General features: G+C 63.0%; 18 protein-coding genes. 11 read left to right on the top strand and 7 right to left on the bottom strand.

What is annotated here, in order from left to right; all coding sequences use genetic code 11:
- Positions 1 to 11 precede the first annotated feature (11 nt).
- Positions 12 to 1,085 (top strand): sn-glycerol-3-phosphate ABC transporter ATP-binding protein UgpC, encoded by a 1,074-nt coding sequence (ugpC, locus tag E5X88_RS21550; protein ID WP_292164882.1) that lies wholly within the window; start codon positions 12 to 14, stop codon positions 1,083 to 1,085.
- A gap of 34 nt (positions 1,086 to 1,119) precedes the next feature.
- Complete coding sequence (locus E5X88_RS21545) at positions 1,120 to 3,150, top strand: aldo/keto reductase (RefSeq protein WP_292164881.1); 2,031 nt, start codon at positions 1,120 to 1,122, stop codon at positions 3,148 to 3,150.
- Positions 3,151 to 3,208: 58 nt separating this feature from the next.
- Here the strand turns inward: E5X88_RS21545 and E5X88_RS21540 are convergent, their stop codons facing one another.
- The 5 genes from E5X88_RS21540 to E5X88_RS21520 all read right to left on the bottom strand — a co-directional run bounded on the left by E5X88_RS21540 (position 3,209) and on the right by E5X88_RS21520 (position 8,919).
- Positions 3,209 to 4,651 (bottom strand): amidase, encoded by a 1,443-nt coding sequence (locus E5X88_RS21540; RefSeq protein WP_292164879.1) that lies wholly within the window; start codon positions 4,649 to 4,651, stop codon positions 3,209 to 3,211.
- 198 nt (positions 4,652 to 4,849) lie between these two features.
- Positions 4,850 to 5,941 (bottom strand): Gfo/Idh/MocA family oxidoreductase, encoded by a 1,092-nt coding sequence (locus E5X88_RS21535; protein WP_292164877.1) that lies wholly within the window; start codon positions 5,939 to 5,941, stop codon positions 4,850 to 4,852.
- Between the two features lie 70 nt (positions 5,942 to 6,011).
- Positions 6,012 to 7,178 carry an ABC transporter substrate-binding protein gene (locus tag E5X88_RS21530; RefSeq protein WP_292164875.1) on the bottom strand — a complete coding sequence of 389 codons (1,167 nt, stop codon included), beginning with the start codon at positions 7,176 to 7,178 and terminating at the stop codon, positions 6,012 to 6,014.
- Between the two features lie 68 nt (positions 7,179 to 7,246).
- Complete coding sequence (locus tag E5X88_RS21525; RefSeq protein WP_292164873.1) at positions 7,247 to 8,095, bottom strand: ABC transporter permease; 849 nt, start codon at positions 8,093 to 8,095, stop codon at positions 7,247 to 7,249.
- The gene (locus E5X88_RS21520) at positions 8,092 to 8,919 is read right to left on the bottom strand and encodes an ABC transporter ATP-binding protein (protein WP_292164871.1); all 828 of its coding nucleotides are present in this window, start codon (positions 8,917 to 8,919) and stop codon (positions 8,092 to 8,094) included. The genes E5X88_RS21525 and E5X88_RS21520 overlap by 4 nt, the downstream gene beginning before the upstream one ends.
- A gap of 272 nt (positions 8,920 to 9,191) precedes the next feature.
- On the opposite strand from E5X88_RS21520, the gene E5X88_RS21515 reads away from it, so the two are divergent.
- The 7 genes from E5X88_RS21515 to E5X88_RS21485 all read left to right on the top strand — a co-directional run bounded on the left by E5X88_RS21515 (position 9,192) and on the right by E5X88_RS21485 (position 14,191).
- Positions 9,192 to 10,151: a MurR/RpiR family transcriptional regulator gene (locus tag E5X88_RS21515; RefSeq protein ID WP_292164870.1), complete on the top strand. Its 960-nt coding sequence runs from the start codon at positions 9,192 to 9,194 to the stop codon at positions 10,149 to 10,151.
- Positions 10,152 to 10,353: 202 nt separating this feature from the next.
- Entirely contained in the window at positions 10,354 to 12,135 is a 1,782-nt protein-coding gene (locus E5X88_RS21510; RefSeq protein WP_292164869.1) for an NAD(P)/FAD-dependent oxidoreductase, read from the top strand.
- Positions 12,136 to 12,166: 31 nt separating this feature from the next.
- A complete protein-coding gene (locus E5X88_RS21505) occupies positions 12,167 to 12,553 on the top strand; it encodes an ester cyclase (protein ID WP_292164867.1) in 387 nt (128 codons plus the stop codon).
- A 189-nt stretch (positions 12,554 to 12,742) separates the two neighbouring features.
- The gene (locus tag E5X88_RS21500; protein WP_292164866.1) at positions 12,743 to 13,066 is read left to right on the top strand and encodes a metalloregulator ArsR/SmtB family transcription factor; all 324 of its coding nucleotides are present in this window, start codon (positions 12,743 to 12,745) and stop codon (positions 13,064 to 13,066) included.
- A complete protein-coding gene (locus E5X88_RS21495) occupies positions 13,063 to 13,473 on the top strand; it encodes an SRPBCC domain-containing protein (protein WP_292164865.1) in 411 nt (136 codons plus the stop codon). Before E5X88_RS21500 ends, E5X88_RS21495 begins: the two co-directional genes overlap by 4 nt.
- A 76-nt stretch (positions 13,474 to 13,549) precedes the next feature.
- Positions 13,550 to 13,942, top strand: coding sequence for a VOC family protein (locus tag E5X88_RS21490; protein WP_292164863.1), 393 nt, complete (start codon positions 13,550 to 13,552; stop codon positions 13,940 to 13,942).
- Between the two features lie 27 nt (positions 13,943 to 13,969).
- Complete coding sequence (locus E5X88_RS21485; RefSeq protein ID WP_292164862.1) at positions 13,970 to 14,191, top strand: hypothetical protein; 222 nt, start codon at positions 13,970 to 13,972, stop codon at positions 14,189 to 14,191.
- A gap of 102 nt (positions 14,192 to 14,293) precedes the next feature.
- Here E5X88_RS21485 and E5X88_RS21480 read toward each other — a convergent pair whose 3' ends face one another.
- A complete protein-coding gene (locus E5X88_RS21480; protein WP_292164860.1) occupies positions 14,294 to 15,529 on the bottom strand; it encodes an amidohydrolase/deacetylase family metallohydrolase in 1,236 nt (411 codons plus the stop codon).
- A gap of 23 nt (positions 15,530 to 15,552) precedes the next feature.
- Positions 15,553 to 15,918, bottom strand: a complete 366-nt coding sequence (locus E5X88_RS21475) for a RidA family protein (RefSeq protein ID WP_145719799.1) — start codon at positions 15,916 to 15,918, stop codon at positions 15,553 to 15,555.
- Positions 15,919 to 16,195: 277 nt separating this feature from the next.
- Here E5X88_RS21475 and E5X88_RS21470 point away from each other — a divergent pair, with 277 nt between their 5' ends.
- Complete coding sequence (locus E5X88_RS21470) at positions 16,196 to 16,954, top strand: SDR family oxidoreductase (RefSeq protein WP_292164859.1); 759 nt, start codon at positions 16,196 to 16,198, stop codon at positions 16,952 to 16,954.
- A gap of 57 nt (positions 16,955 to 17,011) precedes the next feature.
- The gene (locus E5X88_RS21465) at positions 17,012 to 17,497 is read left to right on the top strand and encodes a hypothetical protein (RefSeq protein ID WP_292164858.1); all 486 of its coding nucleotides are present in this window, start codon (positions 17,012 to 17,014) and stop codon (positions 17,495 to 17,497) included.
- Positions 17,498 to 17,544: the final 47 nt, after the last annotated feature.

The following is a 17,544-nucleotide window of genomic DNA, read 5'->3' as shown; positions in this document are numbered from 1 at the left end:
AGGGGAATTGCATGGCGGGTGTCTCGCTCAACAACGTCGTCAAGCGCTTTGGTGATTTCGAGATCATTCACGGCGCCAGCCTCGATATCACCGACGGCGAGTTCGTCGTTTTCGTCGGCCCCTCGGGCTGCGGAAAGTCGACGCTGCTGAGGATGATCGCCGGGCTGGAGGACATCAGCGGCGGCGAAATCGCCATCGGCGGCAAGGTGATGAACGACGTCGAGCCGGCCGACCGCGGCATCGCCATGGTGTTCCAGTCCTACGCGCTCTACCCGCATATGAGCGTCGAGCAGAATCTGAGCTTCGGGCTGAGGATGAACGGCAACCCGAAGGCCGACACCGACCGGCGGGTGAAGCGGGCCTCCGAAATCCTCCGCATCACCGAGCTGATGGCGCGCCGCCCGCGACAGCTTTCCGGCGGCCAGCGCCAGCGTGTCGCCATCGGTCGCGCCATCGTGCGCGAACCGCAGGTGTTCCTGTTCGACGAGCCGCTCAGCAATCTCGATGCCGAGCTCAGGGTGCAGATGCGTGTCGAGATCTCGCGTCTTCACAAGGAGCTCGGCACGACGATGATCTACGTCACGCACGACCAGATCGAGGCGATGACGCTGGCCGACAGGATCGTGGTGCTGCGCGGCGGCCATGTGGAGCAGATCGGCAGGCCGCTCGATCTTTACAGTGACCCCGACAATCAGTTCGTCGCGGGCTTCGTCGGATCGCCGAAGATGAACTTCATCACCGCCCGGGTCCTGGAGCGCGGCGCCTCCGGTGTGACGGTCGAATTGGCAGGCGGGACGCGTCTTACACAGCCGCTGAAGGGGCCGGCGCCCGAACCGGGAAGCAAGGTTGTGGTGGGCGTTCGCCCAGAACATTTCGGTCATGCCGGAAAGGGCGATGCCGACCTTTCTGTGACCATCGACGTGGTCGAGCACCTGGGCGGCACGAGCTTCCTCTACGCCAGTACCGCGGCTGGCGACGATATCGTCATCCAGCGCGACGCGGCCGAGGTATCCGACGCCCCAGAGATCACCGTTTCCGTCCGCAAATCTTACTTATTCGACGACAAAGGACGGCGGCTGCGCTGACGGCCAGTTCGTCTCAAACCTCAGGAGAATGACAATGACCTCAATCGCGCCCATTCGCTGGGGCATTCTCGGGCCAGGCACCATCGCCAAGGCCTTTGCCGGCGGCGTGGCCCATTCGCGCACCGGCACGCTGGTTGCGGTCGGCGCACGCAATCCCGGCAAATCAGGCCTCGCCGAAAACTTCCCGGGTGCTCGCATCCTCGAGGGTTACGCGGCTCTGCTCGCGGACCCGAACGTTGATGCGATCTACATTTCGACGCCGCATCCGAGCCACGCCGAATGGGCGATCAAGGCGGCCAAGGCGGGAAAGCATGTGCTTTGCGAAAAGCCGATGGGGCTGACCGCCTTCGAGGCCGACGCGATGATCCATGCGGCGCGCAAGGCCGGCACCTTTCTGGGCGAAGCCTTCATGTACCGGCTGCATCCGCAGACGGCAAAGCTGGTCGAGCTGGTCAGGTCCGGCGCGATCGGCGAGGTGCGAGTGATCAAGTCGAGCTTCGGCTTCGCCATGCCGGGTTTCATGCCGGAGCACCGGCTCTATGCGAACGATCTCGCCGGCGGCGGCATTCTGGATGTCGGTGGCTATCCGGTCTCGATGGCGCGGCTGATTGCCGGGGCAGCAGCGGGAGAACCTTTCGTTGAGCCGGACAAGGTGGCTGGTGCTGCACATCTCGGCCAGTCCGGCGTCGACGAATGGGCCTCGGCGCTGCTGCATTTTCCAGGCGGCATCGTCGCCGAAGTCTCCTGCGGCATCTCGCTGGCGCAGGACAATGTCTTGCGCATCCTCGGCACCAAGGGCCGCATCGAGGTCGCGGATTTCTGGTATGCGAGCGGCAAGGAAGGCGGCACCGGCAAAATCCGCATCATCCGTCCGGACGGGGACGAGGTGATCGAGGTCACGGAAGACCGCTGGCTTTACGCTTTCGAGGTCGACGCCGCCGGCGAGGCGATCCTTGCCGGAAAAAGGGAGTTTGCCTGGCCGGGCATGGGTTGGGCCGACAGCCTCGGCAATCTGCGCGTGCTCGACAGATGGCGTGCGGCCATTGGGCTCGAATACGAGATCGAGAAGCCCACAAAACGCGTCAACACGATCTCTGGCCGGCGGCTGCGTTCCAGCGGCACCACCATCACGAAGCGCGAGATTCCGGGCCTGCCGCGGCCGGCCTCATGTCTCGCGCTCGGCTTCGAGGATTTCCGCACCTTCTCCTCGGGCGCGATCCTGCTCGATGCCTATTTCGAAGCCGGCGGCAACGTCTTCGACACGGCCTATATCTATGGCGCGGGCTACACCGAGACGCTGCTCGGCCAATGGCTGGCGAACCGCGGCGTGCGTGAGCAATCGGTGGTCATCGGCAAGGGCGCGCACACCCCGCTCTGCTATCCCGATATGATCGGCAAGCAGCTCACCCAGTCGCTCGAGCGGCTGCAGAGCGATCATGTCGATGTCTATTTCATGCACCGCGACAATCCGGATGTGCCGGTCGGCGAATTCGTCGACGCGATGGACCGTGAGGTCAGGGCGGGCCGCATTCGCGGGCCGTTCGGCGGCTCGAACTGGACGATGGCACGCATGGACGAGGCTATTGCCTATGCCGAACGCACCGGCAAGCAGAAGCCTGGCGCGCTTTCCAACAATTTCTCGCTGGCCGAAATGCTGGAGCCGATCTGGGCGGGCTGCGTCACATCATCGAGCGATGAATGGAAGGCCTGGCTGACCGCCCGGCAGATGCCGAATTTCGCCTGGTCGAGCCAGGGGCGGGGTTTCTTCACCGGTCGCGCCGGGCGCGACCAGCGCGACAATGAAGAACTGGTGCGGGTCTGGTACTCGGAGAAGAATTTCGGACGTCGCGACCGGGCGATCGAGCTCGCAAACAGGCTGGGCAAGAGCCCGATCCATGTCGCGCTCGCTTATGTCCTGGCGCAGCCATTCCCGTCTGTTCCGCTGATTGGACCGCGCACGCTCGACGAACTAGAGGACAGTCTGCAGGCGCTCGACATCGCGCTTTCGCCCGACGATCTAGCGTGGCTGGACGGTGGCTTGGATCGGAAGCGCGCGCGGGGTTAACAGGGGTCGGCGCTGCCCCTTCTTTCCTTCTCGTGGAAGAAGGAAGAAGGAGGCGAACTCACGCGCTCGCTTTCGGTCGGCGATGCTTCCACGGCAACTCTCGTTCCAGCTGCGTCGAGACGGCGAGCACGGTCGCTTCGTCGCCATAGCGGCCGACCAGTTGCACGCCGATCGGCACGCCGCCGTCGGACCAGCCGAGCGGCAGCGAGATCGCCGGTTGCCCGGAGATGTTGAAGGGGAAAGCGAAAACGGCATCAGTCCACTTCGCATTGTAGCGGTCGATGTCCGGTTCCGACATGTCGTAATAGCCCAAGGGCCTCGGCAGCTGAGTGAGTGTCGGAGTAATGAACAGATCATAGGACGTGAGATCGCCGACAATGTCGCGGCCGACCTGACGGATCGTCTCGACATCGGAGATGTGGCGAATGCCGCTTGTCGCGCGGCCGCGCTCGATGATCGCCCAAGTCACCGGCTCGACGTCGGCCTGCGTCACCGGTCTGCCGATGACCGTTTCATAGTAACCGAAGGTTGCCGCCGTCTGCACGCAGGTCATGTTGGTGTAGGTGTCCCACACCGCGTTGGCGTCGAGTGGCATGTCGTGCTCCTCGACGTCGTGGCCGAGACGCTCGAGCGCAGCCACCGTCGCCAGCACCGTGGCCTTGACCTCGGGGTCGATGGCCGTGCCGTTTGGCGGCGTGACGGTGAAGCCGATGCGCAGCCTTTCCGGCGCACGCAATGAGAGGCTGAGCCAGCTGCCGTCCGGGACCGGCGGCGTATAGGGATCGCCCGGCAGCGCGCCGGCCACGGCATCGAGATAGGCCGATGTGTCGCGCACCGTCCGCGAGCAGCACAGGAAATAGGCGCCGCCATACCAATAGTCGCCGAAGGGCGCCAGGCTGACGCGGCCGCGCGACGGTTTCAGGCCGACGATGCCGCAGCAGGACGCCGGGATGCGGATCGAGCCGGCACCATCACTGGCCTCGGCGATCGGCACCATGCGCGACGCGATGGCCACCGCCGCGCCGCCACTTGAGCCACCGGGCGTGATGCCGTCCTTCCACGGATTTTTCGTCGCGCCGTAAAGCTTCGGTTCTGTCGTGATCGACCACCCGTTTTCGGGCGCGTTGGATTTGCCGACAAGCACCAGGCCGGCCGCCTTCATGCGGCGGACGACCTCGGTATCGAAATCGGCGACGACATCCCTCAGGAAAGAGCAGGAGTTGGTATTCGGAGCCCCGGTCCAGGACGAGGCCAGTTCCTTGAGCAGGAACGGCACGCCGGCGAAGGGCGCGCTTCTGTCGACCATTTCAGCCGAGGCGCGCGCCATGTCGTAGAGGCGGTGGATCACCGCGTTCAGCGCCGGGTTGAGCCGCTCGATCATGATGATGGCCGCCTCGACGAGCTCAACCGGCGAGACTTCGCCGCGCTGCACCAATCCGGCCAGATCCAGCGCGTCGGACTCGGTGTAGGTTTCCAGGAAACTGTCGGTGATTTCGGCCATGTCTCTCTCCCTCATTGTGCCATCCCGGAACGACGTCCGGTGGCATCGCTTCAGGCCAATTGCCAATCGTCGCGCCGCCCGGCGGCAGGCTAATGAGGGGCAGCGCAAACCTGAGCGATTGGCTGTGGAAATTCCCAGCCTCCGGATCACACTACGGTCTGGTCGGCCCCTCCTCTTCGCGCCAGCAGCCGGTCTTTGTCAGGCCAGCTCGACGGTCCGCCCTTCCTCGATACTCTGCTCGGCGGCAAGCACGATGCGCAGGCTGTTGACCGCTGCATTCATCTGCTCGGACAAATCGAGATTCTCGCGAATGGCGCGCAGGAAGAACGCCTGCTCGCGGTCGCAAAGCTCCTGATGGCCGGGTTCGTCCTCCATGCTGACGATCTCGTCCGGCTTGCTGAAATTCTTGTCGCCGTCGACCTGGGCGTAGTGGATCTTAAGCGCATCGGTCTTGGTATGGCGATCGATGTCGGCGGAATCGGACACCTCGGCCAGTTCATCTGCACTGCTCGCCTGCTGGCCGGCGACGATCGAGACCGCGCCCCTGGGACCGACCACGTCCTTCACGAAATAGGCCGTTTCGCTCATCATCGGCCCCCAGCCCGCCTCGTACCAGCCGACCGAACCGTCATCGAAGGTGACGTGCAGATGGCCATAGTTCTGCTTGGCGGCATCCGCCCACAATTTCGCACCGATGCCGTGGACGCGCACCGGCTTGGCGCCGGTCAGCTGGCACATGACGTCGACATAGTGGACGCCGCAATCGACGATCGGGATCAACGAATCGATCAGGTTCTTGTGCCAGTGCCAGGCGCTGCCGCTGCTCTGCTGATTGAGATTGAGCCGCATGACCAGCGGCTTGCCTAGCGTCTTACCCACCTCGATGAACTTGATCCATGACGGGTGGACGCGCAGGATATAGCCGAGCACCAGCTTGCGGTTCTTCGCCCGCGCCGCGGCGACGACCTTTTCGGCGTCCTCGATGTTGGTGGCGAGCGGCTTTTCCATGAACACATGGCAGCCCGCGTCGATCGCCTTCAGCGCGTATTCGGCATGGGTGTTGGGCCAGCTGTTGATGGAAACGGCGTCCGGTTTCGTCTCCTCCAGCGCCTGGTCGAAGTCCTCGTACAGCGGATAGCCGGCTAATTCCGCCGGGATCTTCTTGTTGCTCTTGATCGTGCGGCTCATGATGCCGACGATCTCGAAGCCGTCGAGCCTGTGATAGGCGCTGGCATGCGACGCGCCCATATTGCCGAGACCCACTACCAGCACTTTCACCTTGTCGGCCAAGGCCACCTCCCTTTTCTTGATTTGCTTGGGGCGGCGACCCAGTCGCCGCCCATCTGGTTTACCGAGCGCCTTACTTGACCGCCGAGTCGAACAGATGCGCCTTGATGTTGTCGACATCGAGCGCGGCAAAGCCCTCCGCCAGTTTGTAGCCGTCGGCATCGGCCTTGACCTTGGCCTTGTCGAAATCATTGGCCGGGCCGATCAGCTCGTTGGTGCAGACATCCTCGGCCTTCACTGGACTGGTGATCTGGCCGATCTTGTGGATCTCGTCGAAGAAGCCTTGCCAGCTTGCCATGTCGTGCGAGCCCCAGCCTTCGCGCTTGTCCATGTCGCCGCGGAAGACGTTGATCTGCTGCAAGATCGAGGTGGTGCCGAGCTCGGGCCTGAGATTCTTGGCCAGCGTCGGGAACTGCTCGAACACCGCTTCGACGGCGGCACGTGGATTCTGGTAGCCGAATTCGAGGCCCATCGCCCAGCCGCGCAGATATTTTTCCAGGAATGCCTTGCGGTCGGCATCCTCGAGATCGGCCGCGCGCACGACGAAAGTGTTCGCCGGCAGCTTCGAATTCTGCACGCCGAGCCAGTATTCGAAGTCGAGGCCCTTGGCGATCCATTCGGCGCGTAAGCCCTCCCACGACAGAGCGGCGTCGCCCTGACCGCCGGCCAATGCAGTGCCCCAGGTCGGCCAGCCGGCTTCGACATATTTCACCTTCTTGATGTCGACGCCTTGCGCCGCCAGCAACGGATCGGTGATCGACTGCCATGCAGCGGAACCGAGCAGGATGGTCTTGCCCTCGAGCTTCTTAAGATCGTTGGATCCCTCGCCTTTGCGGAAGGCGAAGCTGAACGTATCGCGCGCGCCCATGTGGAACACGGATTTGAGCTTCATGCCGTTCTGAATGGCGAAGGAGAAGACGCCGGGCGAGGGAAAGCCCATGTCGGCCTGGCCGACATCGACGAACTTCACCGTTGCGGTGCCGTCCGACGGGCCTGGCTGCATGTCGGTGTCGAGATCGCCGAAATAGCCTGCTTTCTTGGCGGCCCAATAGGGATAATCGTCGAGCACTTCGAGCGTGCCGCGCGGCGAAATCCAGGTGAACTTGCCATAGGGCTCGGCCTTCGCCTTGAATCCGGTGACGCCGAGCGCGGTGGCCGTCACCAAGCCTGCGCCGGTGACCTGCAGGAAGGTGCGGCGGCTTATCCCCCAATTGGGGCCGATGTAATTGTTGTTGGTCATGGCATTCCCCTTTTTGTTGGCTCTCTTGCCCTGTCGCCCGCCTCCCGGGCGCCATCATTGCCGCGTGCTCATGCCTCCCAGCTCGCCCACCTCTTGCCGATCAGGAAGAACAGCACGTAGATCAGAATGCCGAGGGTCGAGAGGATCAGCACCACCGCGAAGAATTGCGGCATCTGGATCATCGACGAATAGGTGGTCAGCCGGTTGCCGAGGCCGAAGCCACCACCAACCATCTCGGCGCCGACCGCGGTCAGCAGCCCGAAGATCGCACCGATCATCAGGCCGACCAGGATCATCGGCAGCGCCATCGGTGCCCTTATCTTCCAGAATATCTGCAAGGTGCTGGCGCCATAGGAGCGCGCCAGCGCGATCTTGGCGCTGTCGACGCGGCGAAAGCCGGTTGCCGCATTGATCATCACCATCGGCCCGGCGGCGAGCGCCACCGCGATGATGCGCGGCGTGTAGCCGAAACCGAAGCGCAGGATCAGAAGCGGCACCAGCGCCAGCATCGGTGTGGTGACCAGCAGCAGGATGTAGGGTGCGACGATCTTCTCAGCGAACGGAAATTGCGTGATCACCGCGGCCATCACCAGGCCGATGATGGCGCCGATCGAGAAGCCGGAAACAAGTTCCACCAGCGTATAGCCGAGATGCGGCGCGATCAGCGGGAATTCGTCGTACAGCGCGTAGGCGATCGCGCTTGGCCCCGGCATGATGTAGTGCGGCACATTGAACAGCCGCAGCGCCAGCTCGATGCCGCCGATGATGACCACCGCGACCGCGATGATGGCCGCGACCTCGGCGCCCGACCTGATGCCGGGGCCGCTGGCGAAGGCAGAGAGGTTGGTCAGACTGACGTCATGCCCTTCGCCCGCCTTGGTCTTGGAGAATTCCGGGATGGCGTCGTCTCCGCTCACGGTCTGATCCTCACAATTTCGGCGGTGACGCGCTCCCGCGCCTTCGGCCGCACGCGTTCGCCGACGATGTCCATCTTGATCGTGTTGGTGAGGTCGAAGACCTCCTTCGTCGCCATGATCTCCAGCGAGCGCGGGCGTGGGAACGGCACGCGGTATTCCTTGGCGACGCGCCCCGGCCGCGCGCTCAGCACCACCACCCTGTCGGACAGGAAGATCGCCTCCTCGATGCTGTGTGTGATGAAGACGATGGTGGTTTTCGTATCGAGCCAGATCTCCTCGACGAGACGGTTCATCTCCTCGCGGGTAAAACTGTCGAGCGCGCCGAACGGCTCGTCCATCAATAGCACAGAGGGCTTCAGCGCCAGCGCCCGCACGATTGCCGCGCGCTGCTGCATGCCGCCCGAAAGCTCGCGCGGAAACTTGCCGCCGAAGCCGTCGAGCCCGACGCGGTGGATGAGATGCGCGATCCAGGCACGATCCGGCTTCTCGCCCTTGATCTCGAAAGGAAAATGGATGTTGGCGTCAAGATTGCGCCAGGGCAGCAGGTTTGCTTCCTGGAAGACGATGCCGATATCCGGATGCGGGCCGGTGATCTCTTTGCCGTCGAGCCGGATTGCGCCACTGGTCAGGCGATGCAGCCCGGACATCGACCATAAAAGCGTCGTCTTGCCACAGCCGGAGGGCCCGACGATCGAGACGATCTCATTGGCATGGACGTCGAGGCTGCAGCGGTCCAGGGCCAAAAGGTCGCCGGAAGCCGTATGATAGATCTTGGTCGCGTCCCGCACGCCAAGCTTCGGGGTTTTTGCACTGCCCGCGTTCATGCGCCCCTCGGAGATTGCGCGATGATCCAATGGGTCATCCGTCCGCAAAAATCAGTCTGTAACTATCCTACTTTGCTGTCAAGCGGCGACCGCATCTCTGGCCTGTGAGATCGTCTATGCCACGCCTACATCATTGTTTAAATTAGATTTTCTATTTCTTGAAAAGCTTGTTGCTTTCCTACATACTTCGGAATAGGCCGCGTAAGGCGGAGCAGGCAAGCGGTGCGCAAACATGGTAGAGGTCGAGTTCCACGAACGTCAGGGAATGACTCATGACCGAAGCTGACAGCCAGGGGCGGCCGACCTCGGACGGCGACCCGGATGGGCGCGATCCAGATGGACGCGATCATGTCAGGCGCATACCCGACATCATCTCGCTGGTGAAGGATTCGTATGGCGACCTCCGACCGGCGGAGCGGCGCGTCGCCGACGTCGTGCTCGACGACGTCAGGTTCGCGGTCGACGCTTCCAATGCGGCGCTTGCCCAGAAAGCTCAGGTCAGCGAACCGACCGTGACCCGGTTCTGCCGCGCCATCGGCTGCGAGGGCGTGCGCGACTTCAAGCTGAAGCTGGCGCAGAGCCTTGTCGTCGGCGCGCTCTATCTGAGCAAGCCGCCGCCCACCAGCAGCGACAACGGGATGCCGTTCTGGAATGCCGTGTTCGGCGAGGCCCGCCGGGCGCTGCAGGAGGCCGAACGGCAGCTTGATCCGGCACAGCTGGTGAAGGCGGCCGAGCTCATCGCCAAGGCGCGTCAGGTCACAGTGTTCGGCCTCGGCGGCAGCTCCTCGGCGCTGGCGCAGGAAACCCAGTACCGGCTGTTCCGCTATGGCATTACAGTGAGCGCCCAGTGTGACCCGTATCTGATGCGGATGACTGCCTCGACCTTAAAGCCCAGCGATCTGGTGATCGCCATTTCGGCGACGGGGCGCACCCGAGAAGTGATCGAGGCCGTCGAACTCGCCAAGCACTACCGCGCCAACGCGATCTGCGTGACCGCGCCCGACACCGACCTGGCTCGCGCCTGCGACGTCAGGCTGACGGTGGCGGTGCCCGAATATCCCGACACGCTGAAGCCGACGGCCTCGCGGTTCGCCTTCCTGGCCGTCATCGACCTGATGGCGGTGGCGGCGGCCTACAAGCTCGACGGCGCGGCCCGCGAAACGGTTCGCCGCATCAAATACAACGCCCAGATCCACAGGACGGGCAAGGAGATGGAACCGCTGGGGGACTGAGACCTGGTTTATGGGGCGTTTGCGCCGCTCCTCACCTTACCCTCTCCCCGTGCTTCACGGGAGAAAGGTCGTCAGCGCTGGAGTTTGTCCCTTCTCCCCGTTGTTCGTGGGAGAAAGCGCCGGCAGGCCGATGAGGGCCGGTGCCGAGTTCGACAATTAACGGCCCCAATCCGGACTGGGTGCTTGAAGGAGAGAAAAACAGATGCTCGACATGGCACCATCGAAACAGGCGGCCACCTGGCTTGCCTCTTTCGCCCGCGCACTCGAGGCAGGCGATGCAGCGGCCGCGACCAGTCTGTTCGTCGAGGACGGCTACTGGCGCGACCTGCTGACCTTCACCTGGAACATCAAGACCATGGAAGGCCGCGATGCGATCCGCGACATGCTGGAAGCCACGCTGGCGACGACCAAGCCGACCGCCTGGCAGCTCACTGGCGAAGCAAGCTCGGACGACGGCATCGTGGAGGCCTGGTTCACCTTCGAGACGTCATCAGCGTGGGGCCAAGGCGTCCTGCGCTTGGCGGACGGCCGAGGCCGAACGCTGTTCACGGCGATGAGCGATCTCAAGGGTTTTGAGGAGCGCAAGGGACCCGCGCGGCCGCTGGGCGTCCGCCACAAGGCCGACCCGGATCGAGAGACTTGGGCAGAGGCGAGGGCGCGCGAGACGCGTAATCTCGGTGCCATTGAGCAGCCCTATTGCCTGGTCATCGGCGGCGGCCAGGGCGGCATCATGCTGGGCGCGCGGCTGCGGCAGCTCGGCGTGCCGGCCATCGTCATCGAAAAGAACGCTCAAGCCGGCGATTCCTGGCGCAGCCGCTATCGCTCGCTCGTGCTGCACGACCCGGTCTGGTACGACCATCTGCCCTACATCCCGTTTCCGGAAAACTGGCCGGTGTTCACGCCCAAGGACAAGATGGGCGACTGGCTGGAAATGTATACGCGTGTCATGGAGCTCAATTACTGGACCTCCACAAAATGCGTCAGCGCCAACTATGACGAGGCTGAAAAGGTCTGGTCGGTCGAGGTCGATCGCGCCGGCGAGCGCATTATGCTGAAGCCGAAGCACATTGTCTTTGCGACCGGCGCCTATGGCCCGCCGAGGCGGATCGACTTGCCGGGCGCCGAGGCCTTCCAAGGCGAGATCCTGCACTCCAGCCAGTATTCCAGCGGCGAAAAGTTCCGTGGCAGACGCGTCGCGGTCATCGGATCGGCAAGTTCGGCACATGATGTCAGTGTCGATCTCTGGGAGAGCGGCGCCGAGGTGACCATGGTCCAACGCTCGCCGACGACGGTGGTCAAGTCGGACACGCTCATGGAGGTCGGCTTCGAGATTTTTTCGGAAAAGGCGCTGGCGCGCGGCATCACCACCGAGAAGGCCGACATGATCGTCGCCTCGACGCCGTTCGCCCTGCTGCCGCAAAGCCAGCGGGCACTCTACGACATCATCAAGGCCCGCGACGCGGCATTCTACGACCGCTTGCGCGGCGCCGGCTTCGCCATCGATTTCGGCGACGACGAGACCGGGCTTCTGATGAAGGCCTACCGCACCGGCTCGGGCTATTACATCGACGTTGGCGCCTCGGATCTGATCATCGACGGCGAGATCGGCGTCCGCAGCGGTGTCGAGATCGAGTCGCTGACGCCGACCGGAATCCTGTTCAACGACGGCACCGAATTGGCGGCCGATGCGATCATCTCCTGCACCGGCTATCAGTCGATGAACGAGACGGTGGCAGCGATCGTCTCGCGCGAGGTCGCCGACAAGGTCGGCCCGTGCTGGGGGCTTGGCTCCGGCACCAGGGGCGACCCTGGTCCATGGCAGGGGGAATTGCGCAACATGTGGAAGCCGACGGCGCAGGAAGCACTCTGGTTCCACGGCGGCAATCTCGCACTGTCGCGTTTCTATTCGAAATTCGTGGCGCTGCAGATCAAGGCGCGCATGGAAGGCATTGCGACGCCGGTTTACGGAGCGCCAGGGCAGTAGGCCACCTGTCCGGAGCAGATAGGCAATCGCGGTGATCAAAACCAACCTCTCCGCCATCTACCGAGACTACATAGCCTGCCTGAACAAGCAGGACTGGGCGAGGTTGGGACAGTTCGTTCATGATGAAGCGATCCACAATGGTCGGCGGGTCGGGTTATCAGGTTATCTCGAAATGCTGCGCAGAGACTTCGATGAAATTCCGGACCTTTATTTCGACGTCCAGATGCTGATCTCCGATCCGCCTTACATCGCGAGCCGGCTAGGTTTCGACTGCACGCCAAAGGGAGCGTTCCTTGGCCTCGACATAAACGGGAAGAGAGTCTCCTTTGCCGAGAATGTGATCTATGAGTTTCGCGGCGAAAAGATCATCCAGGTATGGTCTGTCATAGACAAGGCGACTATCGAAGCCCAGCTTTAGAACTATCGCGCATCTCGTCTCCACGACCACGCATGGCCGATGCATAACCAACGAGACATGGTTAATCCAGGGAGGCCAGTCCAGGAACGGTGCCGAAACAGCAAGCCGGCCGGCAGTCACGTTCCCGCTTGACCAACACATATCTCAGCGGTTATACGACAATCAATAGCCCGTAGGTTATCGATCCATATGCCGAACGCTCATGATGCGCTCTTCAGAACGCTCGCCGATCCGACTCGGCGGGCCCTCTTTGAACGGCTGTGCCGCGAAGGAGAACAGACGGTCGGCGCCCTCACAGCTCAGTCCGGGGTCTCACAACCGGCCGTGTCGAAGCATCTCGGCGTTCTGAGGCAGGCCGGGCTGGTACGCGATCGCCATGAAGGCCGCCAGACGCACTATAGTGCACAGCTCGGCGCGCTGGCCCCGCTGATCGACTGGACAAGCCAGATGGCCGGGTTCTGGCAGAGCCGGTTCGACGACCTCGAAGACCTGCTCAAAAGGATGGACCAGTGAACGAAACGTCGACCGAAACGCTCTCTGTCGTTGTCGAACGGGAGATGGCTTATCCGCCCGAGAAGATCTGGCGCGCGCTCACGCAACCACACCTGATCGAGGAGTGGCTCATGAAGAGCGACTTCAAGCCGGTTGCGAACCACCGTTTCAATCTTCGCGCAGACTGGGGCGCTGTCGAATGTCAAGTCCAGACAGTCGAGCCGAACAGAACGCTGACTTACACGTGGGATACCAAGGATCTCAAGAGCGTGGTCACCTGGACTCTCACCCCTACGAGCACCGGAGCTCATTTGCGTATGGAGCAGTCGGGCTTCCGACTGGATCAGCAGCCTTACTTCCGGGGCGCCAAGGTTGGCTGGCCGAGGTTTTTTGAAAACCTGGAGCAGCTCTTGGCGCGGATAGACTGAAGTCTGCCGGCACAATTCAAAGCCAGACCCTGTTTACGGAGCGGCACGCCGCGAACGCGACGATGGAGGAACACCAATGAAGATCAAGTTGACCAGTGTGTACGTGACCGACCAGGAAAAGGCTCTGCGCTTCTACACCGACGTGCTGGGCTTTACCAAGAAGGCCGACTTCAGCAATGGGCCGTTCCGCTGGCTGACCGTGACCTCATCCGATGAGCCGGACGGAACCGAACTGCAACTCGCGGCCGACGACAACCCGGCGGCCAAGGCCTACCAGCAAGCCATACTCCAGCAGGGCCAGCCTGCGGTCATGTTCTTCACCGACGACGTCAAGGGCGACTACGAGCGCATCAAAGCGCGCGGCGCCGAGTTCACCATGCCGCCGACCGAGGTAACCGGCTCGACCATCACCCAGCTGAGCGACACCTGCGGCAATCTCATTCAGATCACCCAGCTGGCGCGCTGGTAGGGCGGGCTCGCTCAATAGGAGGTCCTGATGAATTGGAACATGTGGGTTCGGCAGATTCACCGGTGGATGTCGATCGTCTTTACAGTGACCGTCATCGCCAACTTCGTCGCCATGGGTCTGGGGCAGCCTCCGGCCTGGGTGGTCTACTCGCCGCTGCCGCCGCTCTTCCTGCAGTTGTTCACCGGTCTGTACTTGTTCGTGCTACCATATGCCGCCAAGTGGCGCAGCGGACAACGCACCGGCGCATAAGAGTGAACACAATGGTCGGCTAGAGTTCATCCGCAAAGCCTGGATCGAACAGCCCGATCGGTTCGAACGGGACCCAACCCATCTCACGACGGAACTGAACGGCTAGTCGTGGCTGTGCCCGAAATGCCTGGTCGCGACATCGACATGCGTCCCGTGGGCATTGGCTTCGAATCGCTCGGTATCGCCGAGATCGTTAGCCGCCTCGTTCGGCCACCAGGTGCCGCCGATGACAATGCCGTCCGAGACCAGCCGCTGGTCGGCGACGAGTGATGCGCCGACCGAATCGACGAAGGTGAAACTGCCCGGACGCAGCCGCAGCACCGCGACATCTCCGACGGCACCGACCGCCAGCGCACCAAGATCAGGCCTTGCGATCGCTTCCGCCGGCCGTTGTGTTGCGGCGCGCAGAACCTCGACAAGCGGCATGCCGAGCGCCAGCAGTTTCGACATGCAGACCAGAATGTCGAAGGCTGGACCGTCGACGCAATAGAGATGCACGTCGCTGCTGATCACGTCCGGCGCCAGCCCCTCGCGGAGCATCGCTTTGGCGACCTCGAAGTCGAACGAACCCATGCCGTGGCCGATATCGAAAATGACGCCGCGTTCGCGCGCCAGCCGCATGTCCGGCCGCACCGCGCCCGATGCGAAGATCGGCGCGTTGGGAAACGGCCGGAAGCAGTGGGTGAGAACGTCACCCTTGCGCAGCCGCGGCAGCACTTCCGAGCGGCCCGGCGGCGGCTCGTCTATATGCGCCATCAGCGGCAGGCCGGCCTGATCGGCAGCCTCGAGTGCCAGATCGACCGGCGCGATGCCGCTGGTACCGCCGGCATGGCGACCTGAGCGGACCTTGACGCCGACGACCACATCGCGATGCTCGCGCGCCGCTGCGACGACCTCGCGCGGATTACACAGTCCGAGGTCGCTGCACTCGCCGACCGAAACCGTCTGCGAGAAGCCGAAAATGCCGGCAAAGGAAATGTTGACATAGGCCAGGATGCGGACTTTCGAGCGCTCGATGACGTGGCGGCGAAAGCCAAGGAAATTGCCGGCGCCGGCGCTTCCGGCGTCGATGAAAGTGGTGGTTCCGCTCTTTGCGGCAAGGCGGTCGGCGTCGACGCCGAGCGACGTGCCGCCCCAATAGACGTGGCTGTGCAGGTCGATGAGGCCGGGCGTGACGATCGAGTCCGTAGCATCGATGACGCGCGCGGCACGGTCGAAGGGAATGTCTGCATCGATCGCGGCGATGCGGCCGTCGGCGATGGCCACGTCGCGTAGCGCGTCGAGGCCGGACGCCGGATCGATGAGGCGGCCACCCTTCAGCAGGAGATCAAATGGCATCGGCGTCCGCCTCCGTTCCGTTTTCAGACCGGTCTGTAGGCGACGGCCTCGACCTCGATCTTGATGTCGATCATCAGGCGCGACTCGACAGTAGTGCGCGCCGGCGGATCTTTTGGGAAATGCCTGGCATAGACGGCATTGAAGGCGCCGAAATCGCGCGCGTCCTCGAGCCAGACCGTCGTCTTGACCACGTCGTCCATGGTGCAGCCGGCGAGTGCCAGGGCTGCCTTCACGTTGGAAAGCACCTGCTCGGTTTGCTCAGTGATGCCGCCCTTGACCACCACGCCGTCGCTGCCGACCGGGACCTGGCCAGAGACATAGACCATATCGCCGGCCCGGACCGCTGGCGACAGCGGCACATGGGATGTTCCAAAACACTGCTTGGGCAAGGAAAAAGTCTCCTGTTCAAAAATACGGGCGCCTTGCCGTGCTGTCCGGCAATCGCCGCAAATCAACGCGGTTCGGGCTCTCGCTGCATCGCTTTGCCCGTTTCCTGCCGGAAGGTCTACGCCGGTCCGCGCGATTCTCATACAGGCCGTGTTGGAAAGCAACATTTTTTGGAATTCATGTTGCTTTATTACAAGAGCATCAGCATCTTGCGCGAAGAGTGATTGCGTCAGTTCATCCGGCAGGCGAGGATTGGACGAGGGACAGGCGAGGAGCCGCATGATCGATTTCGGTGGTCGCAGCGTGGTCGTGACAGGCGCGGCAGGCGGCGTCGGCAGCGCGCTGGTCGCCGTCTTGTCCGCCTGCGGGGCAACGGTGGTCGCCTGCGATCGCGAAGGCACCGACCTGACCGGCGCCGGGATAGAAGAATCGCACCATTTCGACCTGCTCGATGACGAAGCCGTGGCGGCATTTGCCAAGCGCATCAGTGAGAAGGCGGCCCCGGCGGCGGTCATCTCGAACGCCGGCTGGACGCGTGCGGAAACGCTCGCCGACGTCTCGACGGCTGTCCTCGATCACGAGATGGATCTGAACTTCCGCAGCGCCGCGCTGCTGTCGCAGGCACTGCTTCCCGTCATGCGCAACCAGCCGCAGGGCGCGGCCTTCGTGTTCGTCTCCTCGGTCAACGCGCAGGCCCATTTCGGCAACCCCGCCTACGCCGCCGCCAAGGCGGCGCTCAACGCCTGGATGCGCGCCATCGCAACCGAGGAAGGCCGCAACGGCGTCCGCGCGAACGCCGTCATTCCCGGCTCGATCCGGACCGGTGCCTGGGAACATCGCCTTGCCCACAAGCCGGAGATCCTCGCCGCCGTCGGCAAGCTCTATCCGCTCGGCAGGCTGGTCGAACCGGTAGAGGTCGCCCGCGCCGCGGCATTCCTGGCATCGCCTTTTGCCAGCGGCATCACCGGCACGACTTTGAATGTCGACGCCGGTCTGATGGCCGGCAATCTGCCGTTTCTGGACCAGATCGGCGGTTGATCGGATAAAGTCGAACCTTCAGCCGACCGAGAATATCGCAAGACCGGGGAGCAAAAAATGACCTTCGACAAGAACCCGTTTCCACCCGGCGACGCCGACCGCCATGCGCTCTGGGAGATGCTGGTGCGCCGGGACATCGACGCTTTCCTCGGCCAGGACTGGTCGATGGTCGAGGATGATTTCGTGGCCGCGAGCTTCTTCGGCATGCACGCCCATTTCCTCAGCGATGCGGACGCCTGGCGGCTGCAGTTCCCGACGCTTGGCAGCTACCGCGACGAATGGTTGCGGCAAGCCAGAGAAACCGCGGCGACGACATTTGCCGAACCGCTGCGCGAGGCGCTGTTTCGCATCACCAACATGCGCGACGTTGATGTCGACGGCGACCGCGCCGTGCTGCACAAGAAGTTCAATGGCTCGATCGCCAAACCCGACGGCAACGCCGAGAGGCTGAAATGGCAAACCCTCTATTTCTGTACCAAGGTGGAGGGAAGCTGGAAGATATCGGGTTTCGTCGGCTACATGCCGCACCCGCTTGGCAGCTAGAGCGTTTCAGTGATTAATTGAATCTTTGGGGGATTGAACGAAGCCGC

This window comes from Mesorhizobium sp. (assembly GCF_004962245.1).
Classification (GTDB): Bacteria; Pseudomonadota; Alphaproteobacteria; order Rhizobiales; family Rhizobiaceae; genus Mesorhizobium.
The sequence above is the reverse complement of the archived record's forward strand: the minus strand, read 5'-3'. Positions and strand labels throughout refer to the sequence as shown.